17 protein-coding genes are annotated in these 18,449 nt (G+C 68.2%); 8 read left to right on the top strand and 9 right to left on the bottom strand.

Going from position 1 to position 18,449, the window contains the following annotated elements; all coding sequences use genetic code 11:
- Nucleotides 1-127: 127 nt before the first annotated feature.
- Entirely contained in the window at nucleotides 128-889 is a 762-nt protein-coding gene (locus QF036_RS07770) for an isoprenyl transferase (protein ID WP_043417634.1), read from the bottom strand.
- 234 nt (nucleotides 890-1,123) lie between these two features.
- On the opposite strand from QF036_RS07770, the gene trhA reads away from it, so the two are divergent.
- On the top strand, nucleotides 1,124-1,786 hold the full coding sequence (gene trhA / locus QF036_RS07765; RefSeq protein WP_307105831.1) for a PAQR family membrane homeostasis protein TrhA: 663 nt from the start codon (nucleotides 1,124-1,126) through the stop codon (nucleotides 1,784-1,786).
- Here trhA and QF036_RS07760 read toward each other — a convergent pair.
- The 3 genes from QF036_RS07760 to mca form a co-directional block, all read right to left on the bottom strand.
- Nucleotides 1,767-3,950, bottom strand: a complete 2,184-nt coding sequence (locus tag QF036_RS07760) for a thioredoxin domain-containing protein (RefSeq protein WP_307100697.1) — start codon at nucleotides 3,948-3,950, stop codon at nucleotides 1,767-1,769. The genes trhA and QF036_RS07760 overlap by 20 nt on opposite strands.
- A complete protein-coding gene (locus QF036_RS07755) occupies nucleotides 3,928-4,206 on the bottom strand; it encodes a hypothetical protein (protein WP_003798018.1) in 279 nt (92 codons plus the stop codon). Before QF036_RS07755 ends, QF036_RS07760 begins: the two co-directional genes overlap by 23 nt.
- 147 nt (nucleotides 4,207-4,353) lie before the next feature.
- On the bottom strand, nucleotides 4,354-5,259 hold the full coding sequence (mca, locus tag QF036_RS07750) for a mycothiol conjugate amidase Mca (protein ID WP_307100695.1): 906 nt from the start codon (nucleotides 5,257-5,259) through the stop codon (nucleotides 4,354-4,356).
- Nucleotides 5,260-5,343: 84 nt separating this feature from the next.
- On the opposite strand from mca, the gene QF036_RS07745 reads away from it, so the two are divergent.
- Together QF036_RS07745 and greA are read left to right on the top strand one after the other, a co-directional pair.
- Nucleotides 5,344-5,814: a DUF4307 domain-containing protein gene (locus QF036_RS07745; RefSeq protein WP_307100693.1), complete on the top strand. Its 471-nt coding sequence runs from the start codon at nucleotides 5,344-5,346 to the stop codon at nucleotides 5,812-5,814.
- A gap of 180 nt (nucleotides 5,815-5,994) precedes the next feature.
- Nucleotides 5,995-6,489, top strand: a complete 495-nt coding sequence (gene greA, locus QF036_RS07740) for a transcription elongation factor GreA (RefSeq protein ID WP_307100691.1) — start codon at nucleotides 5,995-5,997, stop codon at nucleotides 6,487-6,489.
- Nucleotides 6,490-6,607: 118 nt separating this feature from the next.
- Here greA and QF036_RS07735 read toward each other — a convergent pair whose 3' ends face one another.
- The 4 genes from QF036_RS07735 to QF036_RS07720 are packed head-to-tail and all read right to left on the bottom strand — an operon-like array spanning nucleotide 6,608 to nucleotide 10,901.
- Complete coding sequence (locus QF036_RS07735; RefSeq protein WP_307100689.1) at nucleotides 6,608-7,213, bottom strand: rhomboid family intramembrane serine protease; 606 nt, start codon at nucleotides 7,211-7,213, stop codon at nucleotides 6,608-6,610.
- An 8-nt stretch (nucleotides 7,214-7,221) separates the two neighbouring features.
- On the bottom strand, nucleotides 7,222-8,460 hold the full coding sequence (gene ilvA, locus QF036_RS07730; protein WP_307100687.1) for a threonine ammonia-lyase: 1,239 nt from the start codon (nucleotides 8,458-8,460) through the stop codon (nucleotides 7,222-7,224).
- Between the two features lie 3 nt (nucleotides 8,461-8,463).
- Nucleotides 8,464-9,897 (bottom strand): AI-2E family transporter, encoded by a 1,434-nt coding sequence (locus tag QF036_RS07725; protein ID WP_307100685.1) that lies wholly within the window; start codon nucleotides 9,895-9,897, stop codon nucleotides 8,464-8,466.
- 26 nt (nucleotides 9,898-9,923) lie between these two features.
- Nucleotides 9,924-10,901, bottom strand: a complete 978-nt coding sequence (locus tag QF036_RS07720; RefSeq protein ID WP_307100683.1) for an aldose 1-epimerase family protein — start codon at nucleotides 10,899-10,901, stop codon at nucleotides 9,924-9,926.
- 257 nt (nucleotides 10,902-11,158) lie between these two features.
- Between QF036_RS07720 and QF036_RS07715 the strand changes: the two genes are divergently transcribed.
- The 4 genes from QF036_RS07715 to QF036_RS07700 all read left to right on the top strand — a co-directional run bounded on the left by QF036_RS07715 (nucleotide 11,159) and on the right by QF036_RS07700 (nucleotide 15,724).
- Complete coding sequence (locus tag QF036_RS07715) at nucleotides 11,159-11,968, top strand: DeoR/GlpR family DNA-binding transcription regulator (RefSeq protein ID WP_307100680.1); 810 nt, start codon at nucleotides 11,159-11,161, stop codon at nucleotides 11,966-11,968.
- A 132-nt stretch (nucleotides 11,969-12,100) separates the two neighbouring features.
- A complete protein-coding gene (gene galT, locus QF036_RS07710; protein WP_307100677.1) occupies nucleotides 12,101-13,294 on the top strand; it encodes a galactose-1-phosphate uridylyltransferase in 1,194 nt (397 codons plus the stop codon).
- Nucleotides 13,291-14,448 (top strand): galactokinase, encoded by a 1,158-nt coding sequence (galK, locus tag QF036_RS07705; RefSeq protein ID WP_307100675.1) that lies wholly within the window; start codon nucleotides 13,291-13,293, stop codon nucleotides 14,446-14,448. The genes galT and galK overlap by 4 nt, the downstream gene beginning before the upstream one ends.
- Nucleotides 14,449-14,485: 37 nt before the next feature.
- Nucleotides 14,486-15,724, top strand: coding sequence for an acetyl-CoA C-acetyltransferase (locus QF036_RS07700; RefSeq protein WP_307100674.1), 1,239 nt, complete (start codon nucleotides 14,486-14,488; stop codon nucleotides 15,722-15,724).
- A gap of 135 nt (nucleotides 15,725-15,859) precedes the next feature.
- On the opposite strand, the gene QF036_RS07695 is transcribed toward QF036_RS07700, so the two are convergent.
- Nucleotides 15,860-16,795: a Bax inhibitor-1/YccA family protein gene (locus QF036_RS07695; RefSeq protein WP_307100672.1), complete on the bottom strand. Its 936-nt coding sequence runs from the start codon at nucleotides 16,793-16,795 to the stop codon at nucleotides 15,860-15,862.
- Between the two features lie 304 nt (nucleotides 16,796-17,099).
- Here QF036_RS07695 and QF036_RS07690 point away from each other — a divergent pair, with 304 nt between their 5' ends.
- Nucleotides 17,100-18,440 carry a branched-chain amino acid ABC transporter permease gene (locus QF036_RS07690; RefSeq protein WP_307100670.1) on the top strand — a complete coding sequence of 447 codons (1,341 nt, stop codon included), beginning with the start codon at nucleotides 17,100-17,102 and terminating at the stop codon, nucleotides 18,438-18,440.
- The last annotated feature ends 9 nt before the right edge of the window (nucleotides 18,441-18,449 follow it).

Raw genomic sequence — 18,449 nt, 5'->3', positions numbered from 1 at the left:
CTGATGGGTTTAACGTAAATCGCCCCGAACTAATTTCCAACGTCTTCTTCCGGCGATTCCTGTTGCCGCTGTGTGAATTCGGCGTGAACGGCGGCGGCCCGAAGGGGCCAACAGACGCCGGAAAAGGCTAGGAGCCGAAGCGGCGCTGCCTGCCGGCGTAGTCGCGCAGGGCGCGAAGGAAATCCACCTTCCGGAAGGCCGGCCAAAGTGCCTCGCAGAAGTAAAACTCGCTGTAGGCGCTTTGCCACATCAGGAAGCCTGAGAGCCGCTGCTCACCGGAGGTCCTGATCACCAGGTCCGGATCGGGCTGGCCGCGGGTGTAGAGAAAGCGGGAGATGTCCTCCACGCTCAGGGAGTCGGCGAGTTCGCTGATGTCCGCCTTGTGCGCCACGGCGTCGTGCAGCAGCTCGCGTACTGCATCCACGATCTCGCGCCGGCCACCGTAGCCGACGGCCACGTTCACGTGGAGTTTCTCGCGCACCGGCGTCCTGGCCGTGAGCTTGGTCAGCCGGTCCGCGAGGTAGTCCGGGAGGAGCTCCGGGGCGCCCATGGCGTGGACCGATATGTCGGCGTCCTCGTCGAGCCGGTCCAGCGTGTTGGCAATGATGCCCATGAGCAGGTCAAGCTCCTCGCCGGAACGGCTCATGTTGTCCGTGGAGAGCATGTACAGGGTGACCACCCGGACACCCAGCTCCTGGCACCAGCCGAGGAACTCATGGATCTTGTCCGCGCCGGCCTGGTGGCCCTGGCTGGTCGGGGCGTTGAACTGCCGGGCCCAGCGCCGGTTCCCGTCCACCATGACGCCGATGTGCCGGGGGATCCGTTCCGGCTCCAGCGAGCGCAGAAGCTTGCGCTCATAGAAGCCATAGAGGAACCCGGGCCATTCCATCCGGAGACTCACCTGACTTCCTGCTGTACGACTTTTGTGCAAGTCCTAGGCTACCGCCCGGAGGCGGCGGCCGCGTGCAGGCGGCCGCCAGGAACCCCCTCGAACGAGACGCGAGGACCCGCGGGAAGCGGCATTACCGGTGAGTAACTTACTGAGCCGTAGGTTATTCTGGATGACATGAAAAGCAACGCCCCGGACGGCGGACCGGAGCCGTCGAGGGCAGAGCCCACCGGCATGGATGACGCCGCCGCACGCATCGCCGAGCTGCTGACGATCAAGCCAAAGTGGCGGGGATGGATCCACACGGTCACCGCGCCACTGGCACTGGCCGCAGGGATTGTCCTGGTTGCGGTGGCTCCCACTCCGGACCGCAAGATAACGTCGGCCATCTACGCCCTCACCGGGGTCCTGCTGTTCGGCATCAGCGCGGTGTACCACCGCGGCAACTGGTCCCCCGGCGTCAAGCGCGTCCTCAAACGGCTGGACCACACCAACATCATGCTGGTGATTGCCGGCAGCTACACGCCCCTCGCGTGGAGCCTGCTGGACAGGCCGACGGCGGAGTTTCTGCTCTGGCTGATCTGGTCCGCCGCGATCCTGGGCGTGCTGTTCCGGCTGCTCTGGACCGACGCACCCCGCTGGCTGTACGTGCCCATCTACATCGGCCTCGGCTGCGGGTCCCTGTTCTACCTGCCCGCCTTTTTCGCGGCGAGCGTCCCGGCGGCCCTGCTCATCTGCGTCGGCGGGGCGCTGTACATTGCCGGGGCCGTGTTCTACGCACTCAAGAAGCCCAACATCAGCTACCGGCACTTCGGCTTCCACGAACTGTTCCACGCCTTCACGGTGCTGGCCTTCGCCGCACACTTCGCGGCCATCCTCATCGCAGTGCTGAGCTGACGCGTTCCAGCGCCTCCTCAACGGTCGCCACGGGCCGGTCGCAAACCATGCCGCGGCAGACGTAGACGAGGGGCGTGCCGCCTGGCCCGGCCGGCCTTTGCCGCAGCAGCGGCACTCCGGCCGGCATCCCGCCGTCGTCCGTCTCGGCGTCACCCACCGCCACTACCAGCCCCGGGCTCGCGGACAGCAGCAGCGCGCGGTGGAGGGCGTCCCGTTCGGGACCGGCAGGTCCGACGACGGCGGCCTCCAGCGGCCCCGCCAGCGCGGCCTGCGCTGTGGCCAGCAGCCAGCCCGCCACGCGCGGTGCACGCGTTGCGAGCGGGGGCACCAGTGCCAGGATGTTGCCGGCCATGGTCCGGTGTTCCACCGAGCCGGACAGGGCGGCATAGCCCAGCAGGGCGCCGGCAAATGCAGCCGCGCCGCTGGGCGTGGCATCGTCAAAGGGGTTCAGCCCCGGCTTCCCGCCCTGGGCCCTGACCACCTGCTCCGACTCCCCGGCGGAATCGGCGAGCGTCCCGGCGTCCACGAACCGGGTGTGCGCCGCCTGGATCAGCGCCTCGGCCAACGCGTACCAGCGTGGATCTCCGGTGGCCGAGCACAGCGCCAGGAAGCCGTCCGCGCAGAACGCATAGTCCTCAAGCAGGCCGCCGATCCCCCGTGCTGCGCCGCCATGCGACACGCGGACCAGCTCCCCCGCATCCGGCTCCCCCGTCTCCGCCCGCCAGTGGACCCGTTCCAGATAGCCGCCGATCCGGCCGGCTGCCGCCACAAGGTCCGGCCGGCCCAAAACTGCCCCGGCCTCCGCGAGTGCAGCCACGGCGAGGCCGTTCCAGCCCGCCACCACCTTCTCGTCCCGCCCGGGCTGCGGCCGGCGTGCCCTGGTTTCCTGGAGGCGGGGCCTCACCCGCGACCAGAGCCGCGCCTCGTCACCGTCCAGCGCCCGTCCCGGGTGCAGCGGCGAGCCGAGCTCCGAGACGGTTCCCCGGGCGCCGACGTTCATCATCCAGGCGACGGCCGCGGCGTCCTCCGCCCCGAGCACCCGCTCCAGCTCACCGGGGGTCCAGAGATAGCTCGCCCCTTCGTGGTGCTCCCCGTCCACCACGGAATCGGCGTCCAGCGAGGACGCCAGTCCCCCGTCCGGCAGCCCGAGCGCGGAGAGCAGCCAGTCGGCGGTCCGCGACGCGATGTCCGCGGCCTCGGCTGCCGGGAACCCGGCCGTTCCGCCCAGCCGGATCCAGTGCACGTAGACGCGCAGCAGCTGGGCGTTGTCGTACAGCATCTTCTCGAAGTGCGGAACGGACCAGTCGCGCGTCACCGAATACCGGGCGAAGCCGCCGTCGAGCTGGTCGAAAAGAGCCGAGCGGGCCATCGCCGCGAGGGTGCGCCCGGCCATGTCCCTGGCCACCACGGCAGTTTCCGAGGGAACCGCGGCATGCCGCACCAGGAACTCCAAAACGGCCGACGGCGGGAACTTCGGGGCGGTGCCGAACCCGCCGTCGTCGGGGTCTTCGGATCCGGCCAGGGAACGCACGGCGGCGGGCAGCAAACCGGCGTCGAGCAGTTCCGGCGGGCGGGACACGTCCACGGCCGCCGCAACCTGTACCTCGCCCATGTTTTGTGCGAGGGAGCGTGCATTCTCCTCCACGGCGTCACGGCGCTCCGTCCAGGCCTCATGCACGGCCTCGAGGACCTGGCGGAAGGAGGGACGGCCGGGCATGGGCCGTGGCGGGAAGTAGGTGCCGGCGTGGAAGGCCAGGCCCTCGGGGCTCAGGAAGACGGACATGGGCCAGCCGCCCTCGCCGCTGATCGCCTGCGTGGCGGCCATGTAGACGGCGTCGACGTCCGGGCGCTCCTCACGGTCCACCTTGACGGCGACGAAGTGGCTGTTCAGGTAGTCAGCGGTGGCCTGGTCCTCGAAGGATTCGCGGGCCATGACGTGGCACCAGTGGCAGGCGGCGTAGCCGATGGACAGGAACACGGGGACGTCCCGGGACGCGGCCCGCGCAAAGGCGGCGTCCCCGAACGGCTGCCAGTGCACCGGGTTGCCGGCGTGCTGGCGCAGGTAGGCAGAGGGTTCCGCGCCGAGGGCATTGCGCTCCCCCGGCCCGGGCTGCCCCGATCCGGGCTGCCCCGATCGGGGATCAGGTGTCGGTGCGGCCTGCATTGCCGTTGGCAGCATCGTCGCGGGCAATGTCAGCCGCCTCGGCGGCAGCCTGGCGTTCTTCCTCCACCTGGGCGCGGTACCGCACGCGGCGGATGCGGCGCACCATGTCCACGATTAGCAGCGCGGTGAGCACCACGATGAAGGCGGTCAGCAGGAATCCCAGCAGGCCGGGGGTTACCTGGTCCTGGGACAGGCCGGGGCGCAGCGACGGCGAGGGGGCCGGGGACGATGCCAGGGCGATGAGCAAATGGTGCACTGTTCAAACCTTCTCAAGGCTGGGGCCGCCGTGCGCCGCATGGGCTAACGTCCGGCCCGTTGGTACGCGCGCGGCCGCGGCCGTTCCGGCCGCCGCACGGTCTTCTACGCGGGATTTTCTACGCGCGATAGAAAATGTCTCGTGTATCTATCTTAGCCCCGCGAAGAGGTCCTTTTCCGGCAGCTCGGAGGCCACCTTGGATCGGATCAGCGTGTAGTCCTCCCAGGGCCAGACGCGCGCCTGCATCTCCGCCGACACGGCGAAGAAGAAGCCCAGCGGGTCCACCTGGGTCCGGTGGGCCCGGAGGGCGTTGTCACGGGCTTCGAAGAAGTCGCCGCAGTCCACCTGGGTGGTCGTTTCGTGCGTGGGCGGCGGCGGCGTGTGCCCTTCGGCGTCGGCCTCAAGCCAGGCGGCGAGGCGCTGGGCATAGGGCGACTGGAGCCCGGCCTCCTCCAGCGCAAAGTGCAGGGCACGGAAGCGTTCCGGGCTGAAGGCGCGGTCGTAGTAGAGCTTGCTCGGCTCCCAGGCCTCGCCGGTGCCCGGATACCGCGCGGGGTCGCCCGCCGCGTCGAAGGCCTCCACCGCAACCCGGTGCGCCATGATGTGGTCCGGATGCGGGTAGCCGCCGTTTTCGTCGTAGCTGACGATGACGTGCGGCTTGAAGTCCCGGACCAGCCGAACGAGGGGCGCCGCTGCCCGTTCCAGGGGCTGCAGCGCGAAGCACCCGGCCGGCAGCGGCGGGAGCGGGTCGCCCTCGGGCAGCCCGGAGTCCACGAAGCCCAGCCAGCGCTGCCGGATGCCCAGCAGTCGGGCGGCCTCTTTCATTTCGAGCCGGCGGGCGCCTGCCATGTCGCGCTTCGGATGGGGCTCGGCCTCCATGGCCGGGTTCTGGATGTCGCCCCGTGAGCCGTCCGTGCAGGTCGCCACCATAACGTCCACGCCGGCCGCGGCATACATGGCCATGGTGGCTGCGCCCTTGCTGGACTCGTCATCCGGGTGGGCGTGGACTGCCAGCAGGCGAAGCGTGGACGACTGGCTGGTGGACGCTGTCATCTGGGACTGCTCCTCTTTCTCCTGGGACTGACTGCAATGCTGGCGCCGGATATTTCCCCGGGTGATCGCCACTAAACTGGAAGGGTGACTACCGAGGACAAGTCGGGCATTGCCGAGCCTGCAGACATTAGCCTAGCCAATCGCTATGGCCGTCCAAAGCGCAGGCTGTCCCGAAAGGCCAGGCGCTGGGCGGTTATCGTTGCCCTGGCAATCGGGATGGGCTTTCTGGCCTGGGTCTCCACGTCCAATGCCACGGCGTCGGTGACGTTCAAGGACATCGGCTACCGGACGACGGATGCCACGCAGGCCGAAGTGGACTTCCAGGTGACGAGGGAACCCGGCACGGCCGTCAAGTGCGCCATCAAGGCGCTCGATTCCAAGTTCGCAGTTGTCGGCTGGAAGGTGGTCGACATTCCGCCGGTGGCACAGGAGGCGCAGGGCCAGAGCGCCGACGGCGGGCGCACCCTCGCCCAGCGTGTTGTCCTTCGCACCGAATCGCAGGCCGTCTCGGGTGTCGTGGACAACTGCTGGATTCCGAAGCCCGCGGCTTCCTAGGGCCGCAGCAGAAAAAGGTATGTGACCCACGCCGCTTGGTTGTTGGGTTTACTCCACAGGATTGACTACAATGGATCAATACCTTTACCCCGCTGAGATGGTTACTGAGTTCCACAGGTGGCCACCGTGGCGGGGTCTTTGTTTGTAAGACCGCTTGTACACCCACTAGAGGAGAAGTCCGTGTCTACCACTAACAGCGCGCCTGCAGCTTGGCTTACCCAGGAAGCTTTTGACCGCCTGAAGGCAGAGCTGGACCACCTTTCCGGCCCCGGCCGTGCGGAAATCGTCCAGAAGATCGACGCTGCCCGTCAGGAGGGAGACCTCAAGGAGAACGGCGGTTACCACGCTGCGAAGGAAGAGCAGGGCAAGATCGAGGCCCGCATCCGCCAACTGACCGTCCTGCTTCGCGACGCTCACGTCGGTGAGTCACCTGCCGACGACGGAATCGTTGAGCCGGGCATGATCGTCGTCGCCCGCATCGCCGGTGACGAGGAGACCTTCCTGCTCGGCTCCCGTGAAATCGCCGGCGACTCCGACCTGGACGTCTTCAGCGAGAAGTCCCCGCTCGGTGCCGCGATCATGGGCCACAAGGAGGGCGACAAGCTCAGCTACACCGCCCCCAACGGCAAGGACATCCCGGTGGAGATCCTCTCCGCCAAGCCCTACTCGGGCTAATACCGCAGCCGTCCGCGGTCACAGCAAACGCACGACGCCGGCCTTCCCCATTCCGGGGACGGCCGGCGTCGTGCTTTAAATCGCCTTAGTTACGGTTTCCGCCAACGCCGCCCAGGGCTTAGCGGCGGGACGCCCGTGCCCGCAGCACGACGGCGGCCAGGACGCCGCCTGCGGCGCCGCCGAGGTGGGCCTGCCAGGACACGTACGCTGCCACGTTCGGAATGATCCCGAAAAGGATGCTGCCGTAGGCCAGGAACAGCACCACAGAGAGCAGGATCTGCCACCAGCTGCGGTTGAAAAACCCGCGCACCAGGAGAAACGCGAAGAGACCGAAGACCAGGCCGGACGAACCCACGGTGATCCCGCCGGCACCAAACAGCCAGACGGCCAGCCCGGAACCCAGCCAGCTGCAGGCCACGGCCGTGAGGAACACCCGGATCCCGGACAGGAACACCAGGAACCCGAAGATGATCAGCGGCAGCGCATTGGACATGACGTGGTTGAGGTTGGCGTGCAGCAGCGGGAAGGTGAACACGTCAAGGATGCCGTCGGCGCTTCGGGGCCTGAGCCCGAAGACGCCGTTCAGCGAGTGCAGCAGCACCGTGTTGAGCAGCTCGATGGCGAACAGCAGCACCACGAACGATCCCACCACCAGCAGTCCGCCTTTGGCGCGGGCAGCGGTCGTTTCCTTGGTGGCGGGTGCCTCCCCCGGCGTGTCCAGCATTGCGGCCCCTAGTGGACCACGATCGGCTGGAAGCCCTCCGCGCGCAGGGCGCCGAGGACCTGTTCGCCGTGCTCGTGGCCCTTGGTTTCAAGGTTTACCGTGATGGAGACGTCGCCCATGCTGATGGAGCCGCCCACGCGGGTGTGGTCGAGGCCGGTCACGTTGGCGTCGTTCTCGGCGATGATGCGGGCGATGGTGGCCAGCGAGCCCGGGCGGTCATCGAGCATCATCCGCACGGTCATGTAGCGGCCGGCGGCGGAAAGGCCGCGCTGGATCACCTTCAACATCAGCATGGGGTCGATGTTGCCGCCGGACAGGACGACGGCGGTGGTTCCCGGGTTCTCGATCTTGCCCTCCATGAGGGCAGCCACGCCCACGGCACCGGCGGGCTCCACCACCATCTTGGCGCGTTCCAGCAGGAAGATCAGGGCCCGCGCCAGCGAGTCTTCGCTGACGGTCACCACATCGTCCACGAGTTCGCGGATGATGCTGAAGGGCAGCTGCCCGGGCCGGCCCACGGCGATGCCGTCGGCCATGGTGGACACCTTCTTGAGCGGCACCAGGGCGTCCGCTGCCAGCGACGGCGGGTAGGCGGCCGCGTTTTCTGCCTGCACGCCGATGATGCGGATTTCGCGGCCGAGTTCCTTCGCGCGGGCCTTGACGGCCACCGCGACTCCGGCGAGCAGGCCTCCGCCGCCGACCCCCATCAGGATGGTGTCGACGTTGGGCACCTGCTCGAGGATCTCCAGGCCCAGGGTGCCCTGGCCGGCCACAACGTCCACGTTGTCGAAGGGGTGGACGAAGACGGCTCCGGTGTCGTCGGCGTACCGCTGGGCCTCGGCGAGGGCCTCATCCACGTTGTGCCCGTGCAGGACCACCTCGGCGCCGTGGCTGCGCGTGGCGGCGAGCTTGGGCAGTGCCACGCCGAGCGGCATGTAGATCCGGGCCTTGATGCCCAGGCTCTTGGCCGCGACGGCCACGCCCTGGGCGTGGTTGCCGGCGGAGGCTGCCACCACGCCACGCTTCTTCTCGGCTTCGGAGAGGCGCGCCATCCGCACGTAGGCGCCGCGCACCTTGAAGGAGCCGGCGCGCTGCAGGTTCTCGCACTTGAAGTAGACCTCGCCGCCCACCATGGCGCCCAGGGCCCGGGATGACTCCACCGGGGTCCGCGCAATAATCCCGTCCAGCAGCTTCTGCGCCTCAAGGACATCGTCCAGCGTGACGGGAAGGCTTTCGGGGGTGTTCACGAACTATTCTCCTTTAGGTGATTCGACGTCGGCGCCGGGGGCGGCGTTGCCGTCCGGGGCACCGTGTGCAGTGTCGGCAGGGTTGCCGTGGCCGGAATGCGAACCCGGCAGCCGGACTTCCCTGAAGGTGTTGTCCTCGTCGGCAGAGGCCAGGTCTGCGGTACCCGCGGCAGCCGGCACAAGTTCATGTTCCCACGTTCTGGCAGCAATATACCGAATCGCCGAGTTTGCTACGGCCAGGATGGGGACCGAGAAGAGCGCCCCGGGGATGCCGGCGAGGTAGGAGCCGGCGGCAACGGACAGGATCACGGCCACAGGGTGCAGGGCAACGGCCTTGCCCATGACCAGCGGCTGCAAGATGTGGCTTTCCAGCTGCTGCACCAGCAGCACGATGCCCAGCATGATCAGGGCATTGACCGGACCGTTGGCCACCATGGCGAGTAGCACCGCGATGACACCCGTCACCAACGCACCGACCACGGGGATGAAGGAACCAATGAACACCAGCACGCCCAGCGGCAGGGCCAGCGGGACACCGATGATCGCCGCGCCGACGCCGATGCCCACGGCATCCACGAAGGCCACGAACAGCTGGATCCGCGCATAGCTGACCATGGAGGTCCACCCGCGCCTGCCCGCGCCGTCGGCGGGGATCCGCGCCTGTCGCGGCAGGAGCCGGACCAGGAAGGACCAGATGCGGCTGCCTTGCAGGAGGAAGAAGACCAGGATGAACAGAGCCAGGACCAGTCCCGCCGCGAAGTGGCCGGCGGTGCTCCCGAAGGACAGGGCGCCGCTGAGGATGCTGCTGCTGTTGTTCTGCAGTGCGGCCGTGGCCTCCTGGATGTACTGGTCGATCTGGGCCGCGGTCAGGTGCAGCGGGCCCTCGGCCAGCCAGTCCTGGACCTGCTGGACACCTGTCAGCGCCTCGCTCCACAGCTCCTGGAAACCGAGGGCCAGCTGCCGGCCCACGAGCGCCAGGGAACCGGCGATGAGTCCGATGAAGCCCACGACCGTGATGGCGACGGCGGCCCCGTTGGGCACGCGCGACTCCCGCAGCCACTTCACCACGGGGCTCAGCAGGCCGGCCAGCAGCGCAGCGACCATGACGGGAATGATGAGGAAGCTGACCTTGGCCAGCAGCCAGACCAGCACCCCGATGACCAGCAGGATCAGCCCCAGCCGCCAGGCCCATGCCGCTGCAATGCGCACCCCGTAGGGAATGTCCTGTTCAAGGTCACGGTCCGTCCGGATGCGCCGGGGCTCGAGACGTTCGGATGGACCCCGCCCGAAGGGCCGGGGCGCGTTTGCGGTGCTCGCCCTGCCCGTCGGGCTGGCGCTGCCGGTGCCGCTGGCACTGTCTGTCGGGCTGGCGCCGCCTGTCGCGCTGGCGCTCGTGTTGGCGGCGTCGTCTGGTGTGGCGTCCTTTGCTGGCGTCATAGCCCAATACTTCCCTAGCCGCCCTGCTATGGGAAACGCGCCACGGCCCGACTGTGTACTGCCCTGGCCGGGTACTGCTTGGTCAGGGGCCCGGCCAGGTCAGCGCGGATGCCCCAGGTGATGGTGAACGAGTCCCCGGGCGCCAGCCAGCGGAGGCTGTCCCCCGAGTTAAAGGCATTCGCCGGCCCTGTCATCGGTTCCAGCGCCACAGCCGCGGCCCGGCCCGGGTAGATGCGGCTGACAAACACGTGGACGAACGGGCAGGTCTCGTCCTGCCACAGGCTGACGCTGCGGCCGTCCGGCGCGGTCAGCGTGTGGCGGGCGATCCCGCCGTCGAACGCCAAGTCAGTCAGGGCGGCGTCGAGATCCAGGTCCCCCACGGTCCTCCCCTGCCGCAGGTCGCTGTCCGCTGACACGGGTTCGGAGCTGCGCGGGATGAGCCGCTCGTCCGCCACCAGCCGCGTTGCGGCATTGACCGTCAGCGTGAGGTCCTCGGAGGGCACGTCGCCGATCCGGAGGTACGGGTGCGCCCCGAGCACGAACGGCGCCTCGGTCTCGGAATCGTTGACCAGCGTTTGCCGCACCTCCAGGCCCAGGTCCTCGGCCAGGGAGTACTCCACGCGGTGCCGCACCAGAAAGGGATAGCCGTGCTGGGGGAACACCGGAGCCTCGAGCGTCACGGCAAACTCGGATTCCGCGACGAGGGAGTACGCCGCGTTGCGCAGGAGCCCGTGGCTTGCGTTGTTTTTGGAAACCTCGGTGATGTCCAGCTGCTGCTTCTTGCCGTTCAGGTGCCAGACACCGTCCTCCACCCTGTTCGCCCAGGGCGCCAGGGTAATCCCGGTGGCGCCGGGCGGAATGTCGGAATCCCCGTAGGACTCCGTCAGCTGGACGTCCCCGCGGCTGTACCACCGCAGCCCGGCAGCGAGCTCGGTGACCACGGCGAGCGCGTCACCGCGCCTGAGCTCGTACTGCCTGCCCGTGGCGTAACGCCTCGAAGTCATAGGAGATTCACTCGCCGCCGGGGCATGGCTGCCCGTGGAGGACTGGCTGGTTTCGGAAGTCGCGCCGGAAGTCATGGACCTACCGTACAACGCACGCATCAGTGTGCACGCACCGCCCGCGAGGATCCCGCTTGTTATCTTTTGTTAGAAAGTATTTGTTTTTGATCGCTTTGTGCCACAATAGAAACAGCCACAAATAGTGACCGGGCCCACAGGGCCTGAGTCCACACTGGATCCGCGAGGAAAGGAGGAGCGACATGCTCGCAACACAGCGGCAGCACCTCATCCTCCAGGAACTCGATGCCGAAGGCACGGTCCGCGTCGCGGCACTCGCGGACCTGCTCCGTGTCTCCGAGATGACCGTCCGGCGTGACATCGATGCGCTCGATGCCGACGGCCTGCTGCTGCGGGTTCACGGCGGTGCCACCCGCGCCGGCGCGTTCAGCGCCGTCGAACCGGGCTTCGGAGCAAAGTCCGCCCGGGAAGCAGACGCGAAACGGGCCATCGCGGCGGAGGCCCTCATGCTGCTCCGCCCCGGCATGACCCTGCTGGTTTCCGGCGGCACCACCACCCACGAGCTGGCGCGGCTACTCCCCCGGGATCTCGGGCTCACGGTGGCCACCAACTCCCTCATGGCAGCCAACGCGCTGGCGGCGTCCGGCGACGGCGGCATCCGCACCGTGGTCCTGGGCGGCCAGCGCACCCCGTCCGAGGCCCTTGTTGGCCCGGTCACGGTGCACGCCCTGGACAACCTGCACGCCGACCTCTGCTTCATGGGCGTGCACGGCTTCGACCCGAAGGCCGGCATCACCTCACCAAACCTGCTCGAGTCCGAGGTCAACGCCGCCATGATCGCGGCATCGGACCAGTTGGCAGTACTGGCCGACGCCACCAAGTACGGGACCGTGGGGCTCGCCGGGATCGCCCCGCTGTCCGCCGTCGGCACCCTCATCACCGACGGCCGGATCAGCACAGGCCCCGCCGGCCCAGCCGCCGAGGAGCTGCTCCGGCAGTCCGTCGGCGAACTGCGGCTGGCACGCATCGCCCCCGGCTTCCCAACTGGGTAGCAGCTCAGGGCGTTCCCACGGCTGGGAAGCCCCTGAGCTGCTACCTAGTTGGGGTCACGACCCCCTTCCCGACCGCCCCACCAGCCTCCCGGACGGCCAGACGCCGACTGCCGCGTTCAAAGGAAATGACGCATGACCCATATCACCAGCACCCACCTCGCCGACGGCCGTGAATTGCTCTACTTTGACGACGCCGGCTCGCCCCGCCCGCGGTCCGTGGAGCGCACCCAGGACCGCCGGGATCTCCCGGCCCGCGGGGAGCCCGGCGAAGTCCGGTATGACGCACTGACCGGCGAATGGGTGGCAGTGGCCGCGCACCGGCAGACGCGCACCCACCTGCCGCCGGCGGACCAGTGCCCCATCTGCCCCACCACAGACGCCAACCCGTCGGAGATCCCGGCGCCCGACTACGACGTCGTGGTGTTCGAGAACCGCTTCCCCTCCCTGGGCCCGGCCCTTGGCCCGGTCCCCGCCAACCCGGGCTGGGGAACCACGGGCCCGGCGTTCGGGCGCTGCGAGGTGGTCACCTTCACTCCGGAACACACGGGATCGTTCAGCGGCCTGAGCGAAACGCGTGCCCGCACAGTGGTGGAGGCCTGGGCGCACCGGACGGCAGCCCTCAGCGCGCTGCCCGGCATCAAGCAGGTTTTCCCGTTCGAGAACCGTGGCGCGGACATCGGCGTCACCCTGCACCACCCGCACGGCCAGATTTACGCCTACCCCTATGTCACGCCTCGCGCCGCCGTCATGGGCGCGGCCGCGCGGAGGTTTTATGATGACGCCGATGGGCGGCACACACTGACCGGCTCGCTGCTGCGCGCCGAACGGGAGGACGGCAGCCGGATGGTGCTGGAAAGCGACAGCTTCAGCGCCTACGTTCCGTTCGCCGCCCGCTGGCCGCTGGAGATCCACCTCGTGCCGCACCGCCAGGTCCCGGATCTGGCGGCGCTGACCGGAGAGGAGAAGGACGAACTGGCCCACGTCTACCTCGACCTGCTCAAGCGCCTCGACGCCCTCTATCCCACCCCGACGCCCTACATTTCGGCCTGGCACCAGGCCCCGGTGGATGACCTGCTGCGCCCCGCAAGCTACCTCCACCTGCAGCTGACCTCCCCGCGCCGCGCGGCGGACAAGCTCAAGTTCCTGGCCGGCTCCGAAGCGGCCATGGGTGCCTTCATCAACGACACCACGCCCGAACAGGTGGCAGAGCGGCTCCGCTCGGTCACCGTTCCGGCGTCCCCGGCCGAGGCGCTCGCTCCGGCCGCGCCCGGCCTCATCGAACAGGGCGTTACCGAACCAGACCTCATCGAAGGAGCCCACGCATGACCGCCCCCGCCACCACCGACCTCGAGGCCCGGTTCCACGCCGCATTCGGCCGCCAGCCCGACGGCGTGTGGCAGGCTCCCGGCCGAGTCAATCTGATCGGCGAGCACACAGACTACAACGAGGGCTTCGTGCTGCCGTTCGCCATCGACCGGACCGCCCGGGTCGCCGTCGGGGTCCGCCCCGATTCCACCATCCGGCTGCTCTCGACCTACGGCGACCAGGGAATCACGACGGCGGACACAGCTTCGCTGCAGGCCGGGACGGCCAAAGGCTGGACCAAGTACCCGCTGGGCGTCATCTGGTCCCTGCAGCAGCGCGGCATCGACGTCCCGGGCCTGGACCTGCTGCTGGGCTCCGACGTGCCCCTCGGCGCCGGGTTGTCCTCTTCGCATGCCATTGAATGCGCCGTGATCTCCGCACTCAATGACCTCACCGGAGCAGGCATGGGTCCGGAGGACATGGTCCTGGCCACCCAGAGCGCGGAGAACGACTTTGTCGGCGCACCCACGGGCATCATGGACCAGTCCGCCTCGCTGCGCGGCTCCAAGGGCCACGCTGTGTTCCTGGACTGCCGGGACCAGAGTGTCCAACTGGTTCCCTTCGAGGCCGAGGCGGCCGGCCTGGTCCTGCTGGTCATCGACACCAAGGTGTCCCATTCCCATGCCGACGGCGGCTACGCCTCCCGCCGGGCGTCCTGCGAACTGGGCGCCGAGGTGCTCGGCGTTAAGGCACTCCGGGACGTCACGCCAGGTGATTTGGAGGAGGCCAGCGGGCTGCTGGACGAGGTCACGTTCCGCCGCGTGCGCCACGTGGTCACCGAGAACGACCGCGTGCTGCAGACCGTGGAGCTCCTGGGCCAACAGGGCCCGTCGGCGATCGGCGCCCTGCTCGACGCCAGCCATGCGTCCATGCGCGACGACTTTGAGATCTCGTGCGCCGAACTGGATCTCGCCGCCGATACCTCCCGGGCCAACGGCGCCATCGGCGCCCGGATGACCGGCGGCGGTTTTGGCGGCGCCGCCATCGCCCTGACTCCGGCGAGCGAGGAGCAGCAGGTGCGTACCGCCGTCGTACGGGCCTTCGCGGAGGCGGGGTACACCGCGCCGGACATCTTCACGGTCACCCCAGCGGCCGGGGCAATGCGGCTGGCATAGCTGTTAATGCACCCTGCTCCGGGCGTAGGCTGGTCGCATGCCTGAAGCAGTCATTGTTTCAACCGCCAGGAGCCCGATCGGCCGCGCTTTCAAAGGGTCGCTGAAGGACGAGCGGCCGGACGACCTGGCGGCGGCCATGGTCAGCGCGGCGCTGGCCAAACTGCCGGCGTTCGACCCCACCGGAGACAGCGGGCCGGGCCTGGACGACCTGTACCTCGGCTGCGCCGAACCGAGCGGCGAGGCGGGCTCCAACATGGCTCGCGTCGTCACCATCCTCACTGGCCTGGACAACGTGCCCGCCGCCACCGTCAACAGGTTCTGTGCCTCGAGCCTGCAGACCCTCCGGATGGCCTTCCACGCCATCCGGGCGGGCGAGGGCCAGGCGTTCGTGGCGGCCGGCGTCGAAGCCGTGTCGCGCTATCAGGACTGGGCCGGGGCGGGCGAGACCGGGGCCCAGAACCACAACCCGCTGTTCCAGCCGGCCGGCCAGCGTACGGCCGCGCGCGCCGAGTCGAACACACCGTGGACGGATCCTCGGCTGGGCGGCCGCATGCCGGACATCTATATCGCCATGGGCCAGACCGCCGAGAACGTGGCCACCTCCTACGGGGTCAGCCGCGCGGACCAGGACGAATGGGCTGTGCTGAGCCAGAACCGGGCCGAGGCCGCGATCGCCTCGGGCTTCTACGCCCGCGAGATCACGCCGTATGAGCGGCGCGACGGCACAGTGGTGGACCGGGACGACTCGCCGCGGCCGGGCGTGACCCTCGACGCCGTCAGTGCCCTGCAGCCGGTCTTCCGCCGGGAAGGAACCGTCACCGCAGGCAACGCCTGCCCGCTAAATGACGGCGCCGCCGCCCTGGTGGTCATGAGCTACGACCTTGCCAGGGACCTGGGGCTGGAGCCGCTGGCCAGGATCGTCTCCACCGCGGCCACCGCACTGTCCCCCGAGCTGATGGGAATGGGGCCGGTGGAAGCCTCCCGGCAGGCGCTGGCCCGCGCCCGCCTGGACATGCGGGACATCGACCTCGTGGAGCTCAACGAGGCCTTTGCCGTGCAGGTGGTGGCCAGCGCCCGCGAACTGAAAATCGACCCCGCGAGGCTCAACGTCCACGGCGGTGCCATCGCGCTGGGCCATCCATTCGGCATGACCGGCGCCCGCATGACCGCCACGCTGCTTAATGGCCTGCGCGAGACGGACGGAACGATGGGCCTCGCCACCCTCTGCGTCGGCGGCGGGCAGGGCATGGCCGTGGTGCTGGAGCGCCTCACCTAGCCACCGTGCTCCAAACGGCCCCCGGAGTCCCAATAAGTGGACAAAAACTCCAGCCTTAAACGCGGGAGTGGGCCCCGCCGGTTGGCGGGGCCCACTCCCTTAAGAACGTACGACGGCGGTCTGCCGGCTTAGGCGTTAGTCGTCGCCGCGGAGGATGGCCAGCAGGCGGATGATTTCCACGTACAGCCATACGAGCGTGACGGTCAGGCCGAAGGCGGCGGTCCAGGAGAAGCGCTCCGGCGCTCCGCTGCGGACGCCCGCCTCGATGCTGGTGAAGTCCATGATCAGCGAGAAGGCAGCGAGGCCGATCGCGAGCAGGCCGATGAAGACGCCCAGCGGAATGCCTGCGATCTCCATGCTGGTACGCAGGCCGAACGGGGAATCCACGGCGCCGGTCCACATCATGACCATGTTGATCAGGGCGAAGACCGCGTAGCCGATGGTGGCGATCATGAAGAAGCGCATCGCCTTGGGGGTGGCGCGGACCTTGCCGCTCTTGAAGAGCACCAGGGTCACGGCGAAGACCGACAGCGTGCCGATGACCGCCTGCAGGCCGACGCCCGGGTACAGCCCGTCAAGGATGCGGGTCAGGCCGCCGAGGAACAGGCCCTCGAGGGCTGCATAGGCGAGGATGAGGGCCGGCGACGGCTGCTTCTTGAACGTGTTGACGAGGGCCAGCACAAAGCCGCCCAGCGCGCCGACGATCATCAGCAGGCTGGCCAGGGGCAGTGCCACGACCAGGGTGACGGCGGCGCCGGCCACCACCGCCGCGAGGCAGATGGCGGTCTTGACGATGACGTCGTCGAAGGTCATCCGCCCGGTCTCGGCAGGGCCGGCGGCAGGCCGGTTGTACATCTGCTGCAGCTGGTCGTTGGACATGTTCTGCTGCTGCGACATCCACCCGGATTGTGCGTCCATGACCTGGCCGGGAACACGGCCCTGGCCGTACGCCGGCTGGCCGAACTGGTTCTGACCATAGTTGTTGTGGCCGTACGCCTGCGGGACAGGCGGTGCCTGGGTGGCTCCACGGAAATTCTTTCCGTTGAAGATCGGGTTTCCGCCAAGTGCCATTGCGGGTGTCCTCCATGTATGGGGTCGAGTGATGAATCTACTGGTCACGCTATCAATTTCCACGGACCAGCGGCACGGAAAGTTCCTGCTGGTGACTGGGCATTTCAGTTGTTACCGGATCGCTATCTGATGGTCAGCTCCACCCACGCGGTTTGTACTGCTTGCGCTGTACGATAAGCGGGTCAGGGTGACGGATATCACAGCTAGTCAATACCCGCTCCACCAGCAATGATATCCGGCTCCCTCCGTTCGCAGCGGCTGCAATGACGCAGCCGCAACCACCCCCACGTGGAGGTTTTCAATTTTGAGACGCACACCGAGAGGGCTGCCTATCCGGCGGCCGGGCGGGCTGCTGAAGGTTTGGGGGGCCATTGCCTCCGCCGTCGTGGCACTTCTGCTGGTCGCAGCACCGGCATCGCAGGCAGGCACGCCAGCTCCGACACCACCCCCGTCGAACCAGCAGTTCCAGGACACCATCAGCGGCTTCCTCCGCGACGATACACGGCGCCCCATCGAAGGCGTCAAGATCACCGCCAAGAGCGGGACCTTCACCGGGGAGGCAACCTCGGGCGCCAACGGGTCCTGGCGGATCGGTGTTCCCAGCCAGGGGACCTATGAGATCCAGCTGGACGAATCCACGCTTCCGGAAGGAATCAAGCTCGCCGAAGGCCAGTCGAATCCCCGGACCGTCACGTTCAGCCAGACGTCAAACCTCTCCGTCATCTTCGCGTTCGGCAAAGGCATCGTGGTGCAGCAGCAGGACTTCGGCCAGAACCTGCTCAACAGGCTCGTGGCGGGTCTAAGCTTCGGTCTTTTGCTCGCCCTCGCCTCGGTGGGCCTATCCCTGATCTTCGGCACCACCGGGCTCACCAACTTCGCGCACGGCGAGATGGTGACCCTGGGCGCCGTGCTGGTCTTCGCGTTCAGCGCCATGAACCTGCCCTTCTGGCTCGCCATCATCCTGGCCCTGCTAGGCGGCGGACTCTTCGGCTACGCGCAGGACGCCGGGCTTTGGCGGCCGCTGCGCCGCCGCGGCACCGGCCTGGTGCCCATGATGATCGTCAGCATCGGCCTGGCCCTGGCGGTCCGCTACATCATCCAGTTCTACTTCGGCGGGGCCACGCAGCAGCTGCCGTTCGCGCAGAGCGCGGAAGTCCAGCTCGGCCCGGTCTCCATCTCCCCCAACAACCTGTGGTCCCTGGTCATCAGCGCCGTCGTGATCGCCCTCATCGGCATCGTGCTGCTGAAGACGCGCCTGGGCAAGGCCACCCGAGCTGTGGCCGACAACCCCGCGCTGGCCGCCGCCTCCGGGATCGACGTCGACGGCGTCATCCGCCTGGTCTGGATCACGGGCGGCATGCTGGCCTCACTCGGGGGCATCCTCTGGGCTTATTACCGCCCGGGCGTCACGTTCGACATGGGCTCGCAGATCCTGCTGCTCATCTTCGCCGGCGTCACCCTCGGCGGACTCGGCACGGTTTTCGGCGCCCTCGTCGGGTCGATCATCGTCGGCATCTTCGTCGAACTGACCACTGTGTTCGGCCTCGCGGCGGACCTCAAATACGTGGGAGCACTCTTCATCATGATCGTTGTCCTCTTGTTCCGGCCGCAGGGCATCCTGGGCCGTCGCGAGCGTGTGGGTTAGGAGACAGCC

It is taken from the genome of Arthrobacter globiformis, from assembly GCF_030817195.1.
In the GTDB taxonomy this organism is placed as follows: domain Bacteria; phylum Actinomycetota; class Actinomycetes; order Actinomycetales; family Micrococcaceae; genus Arthrobacter; species Arthrobacter globiformis_D.
Note: the sequence above shows the minus strand (reverse complement) of the source record. Positions and strands in the feature narration are given on the sequence as shown.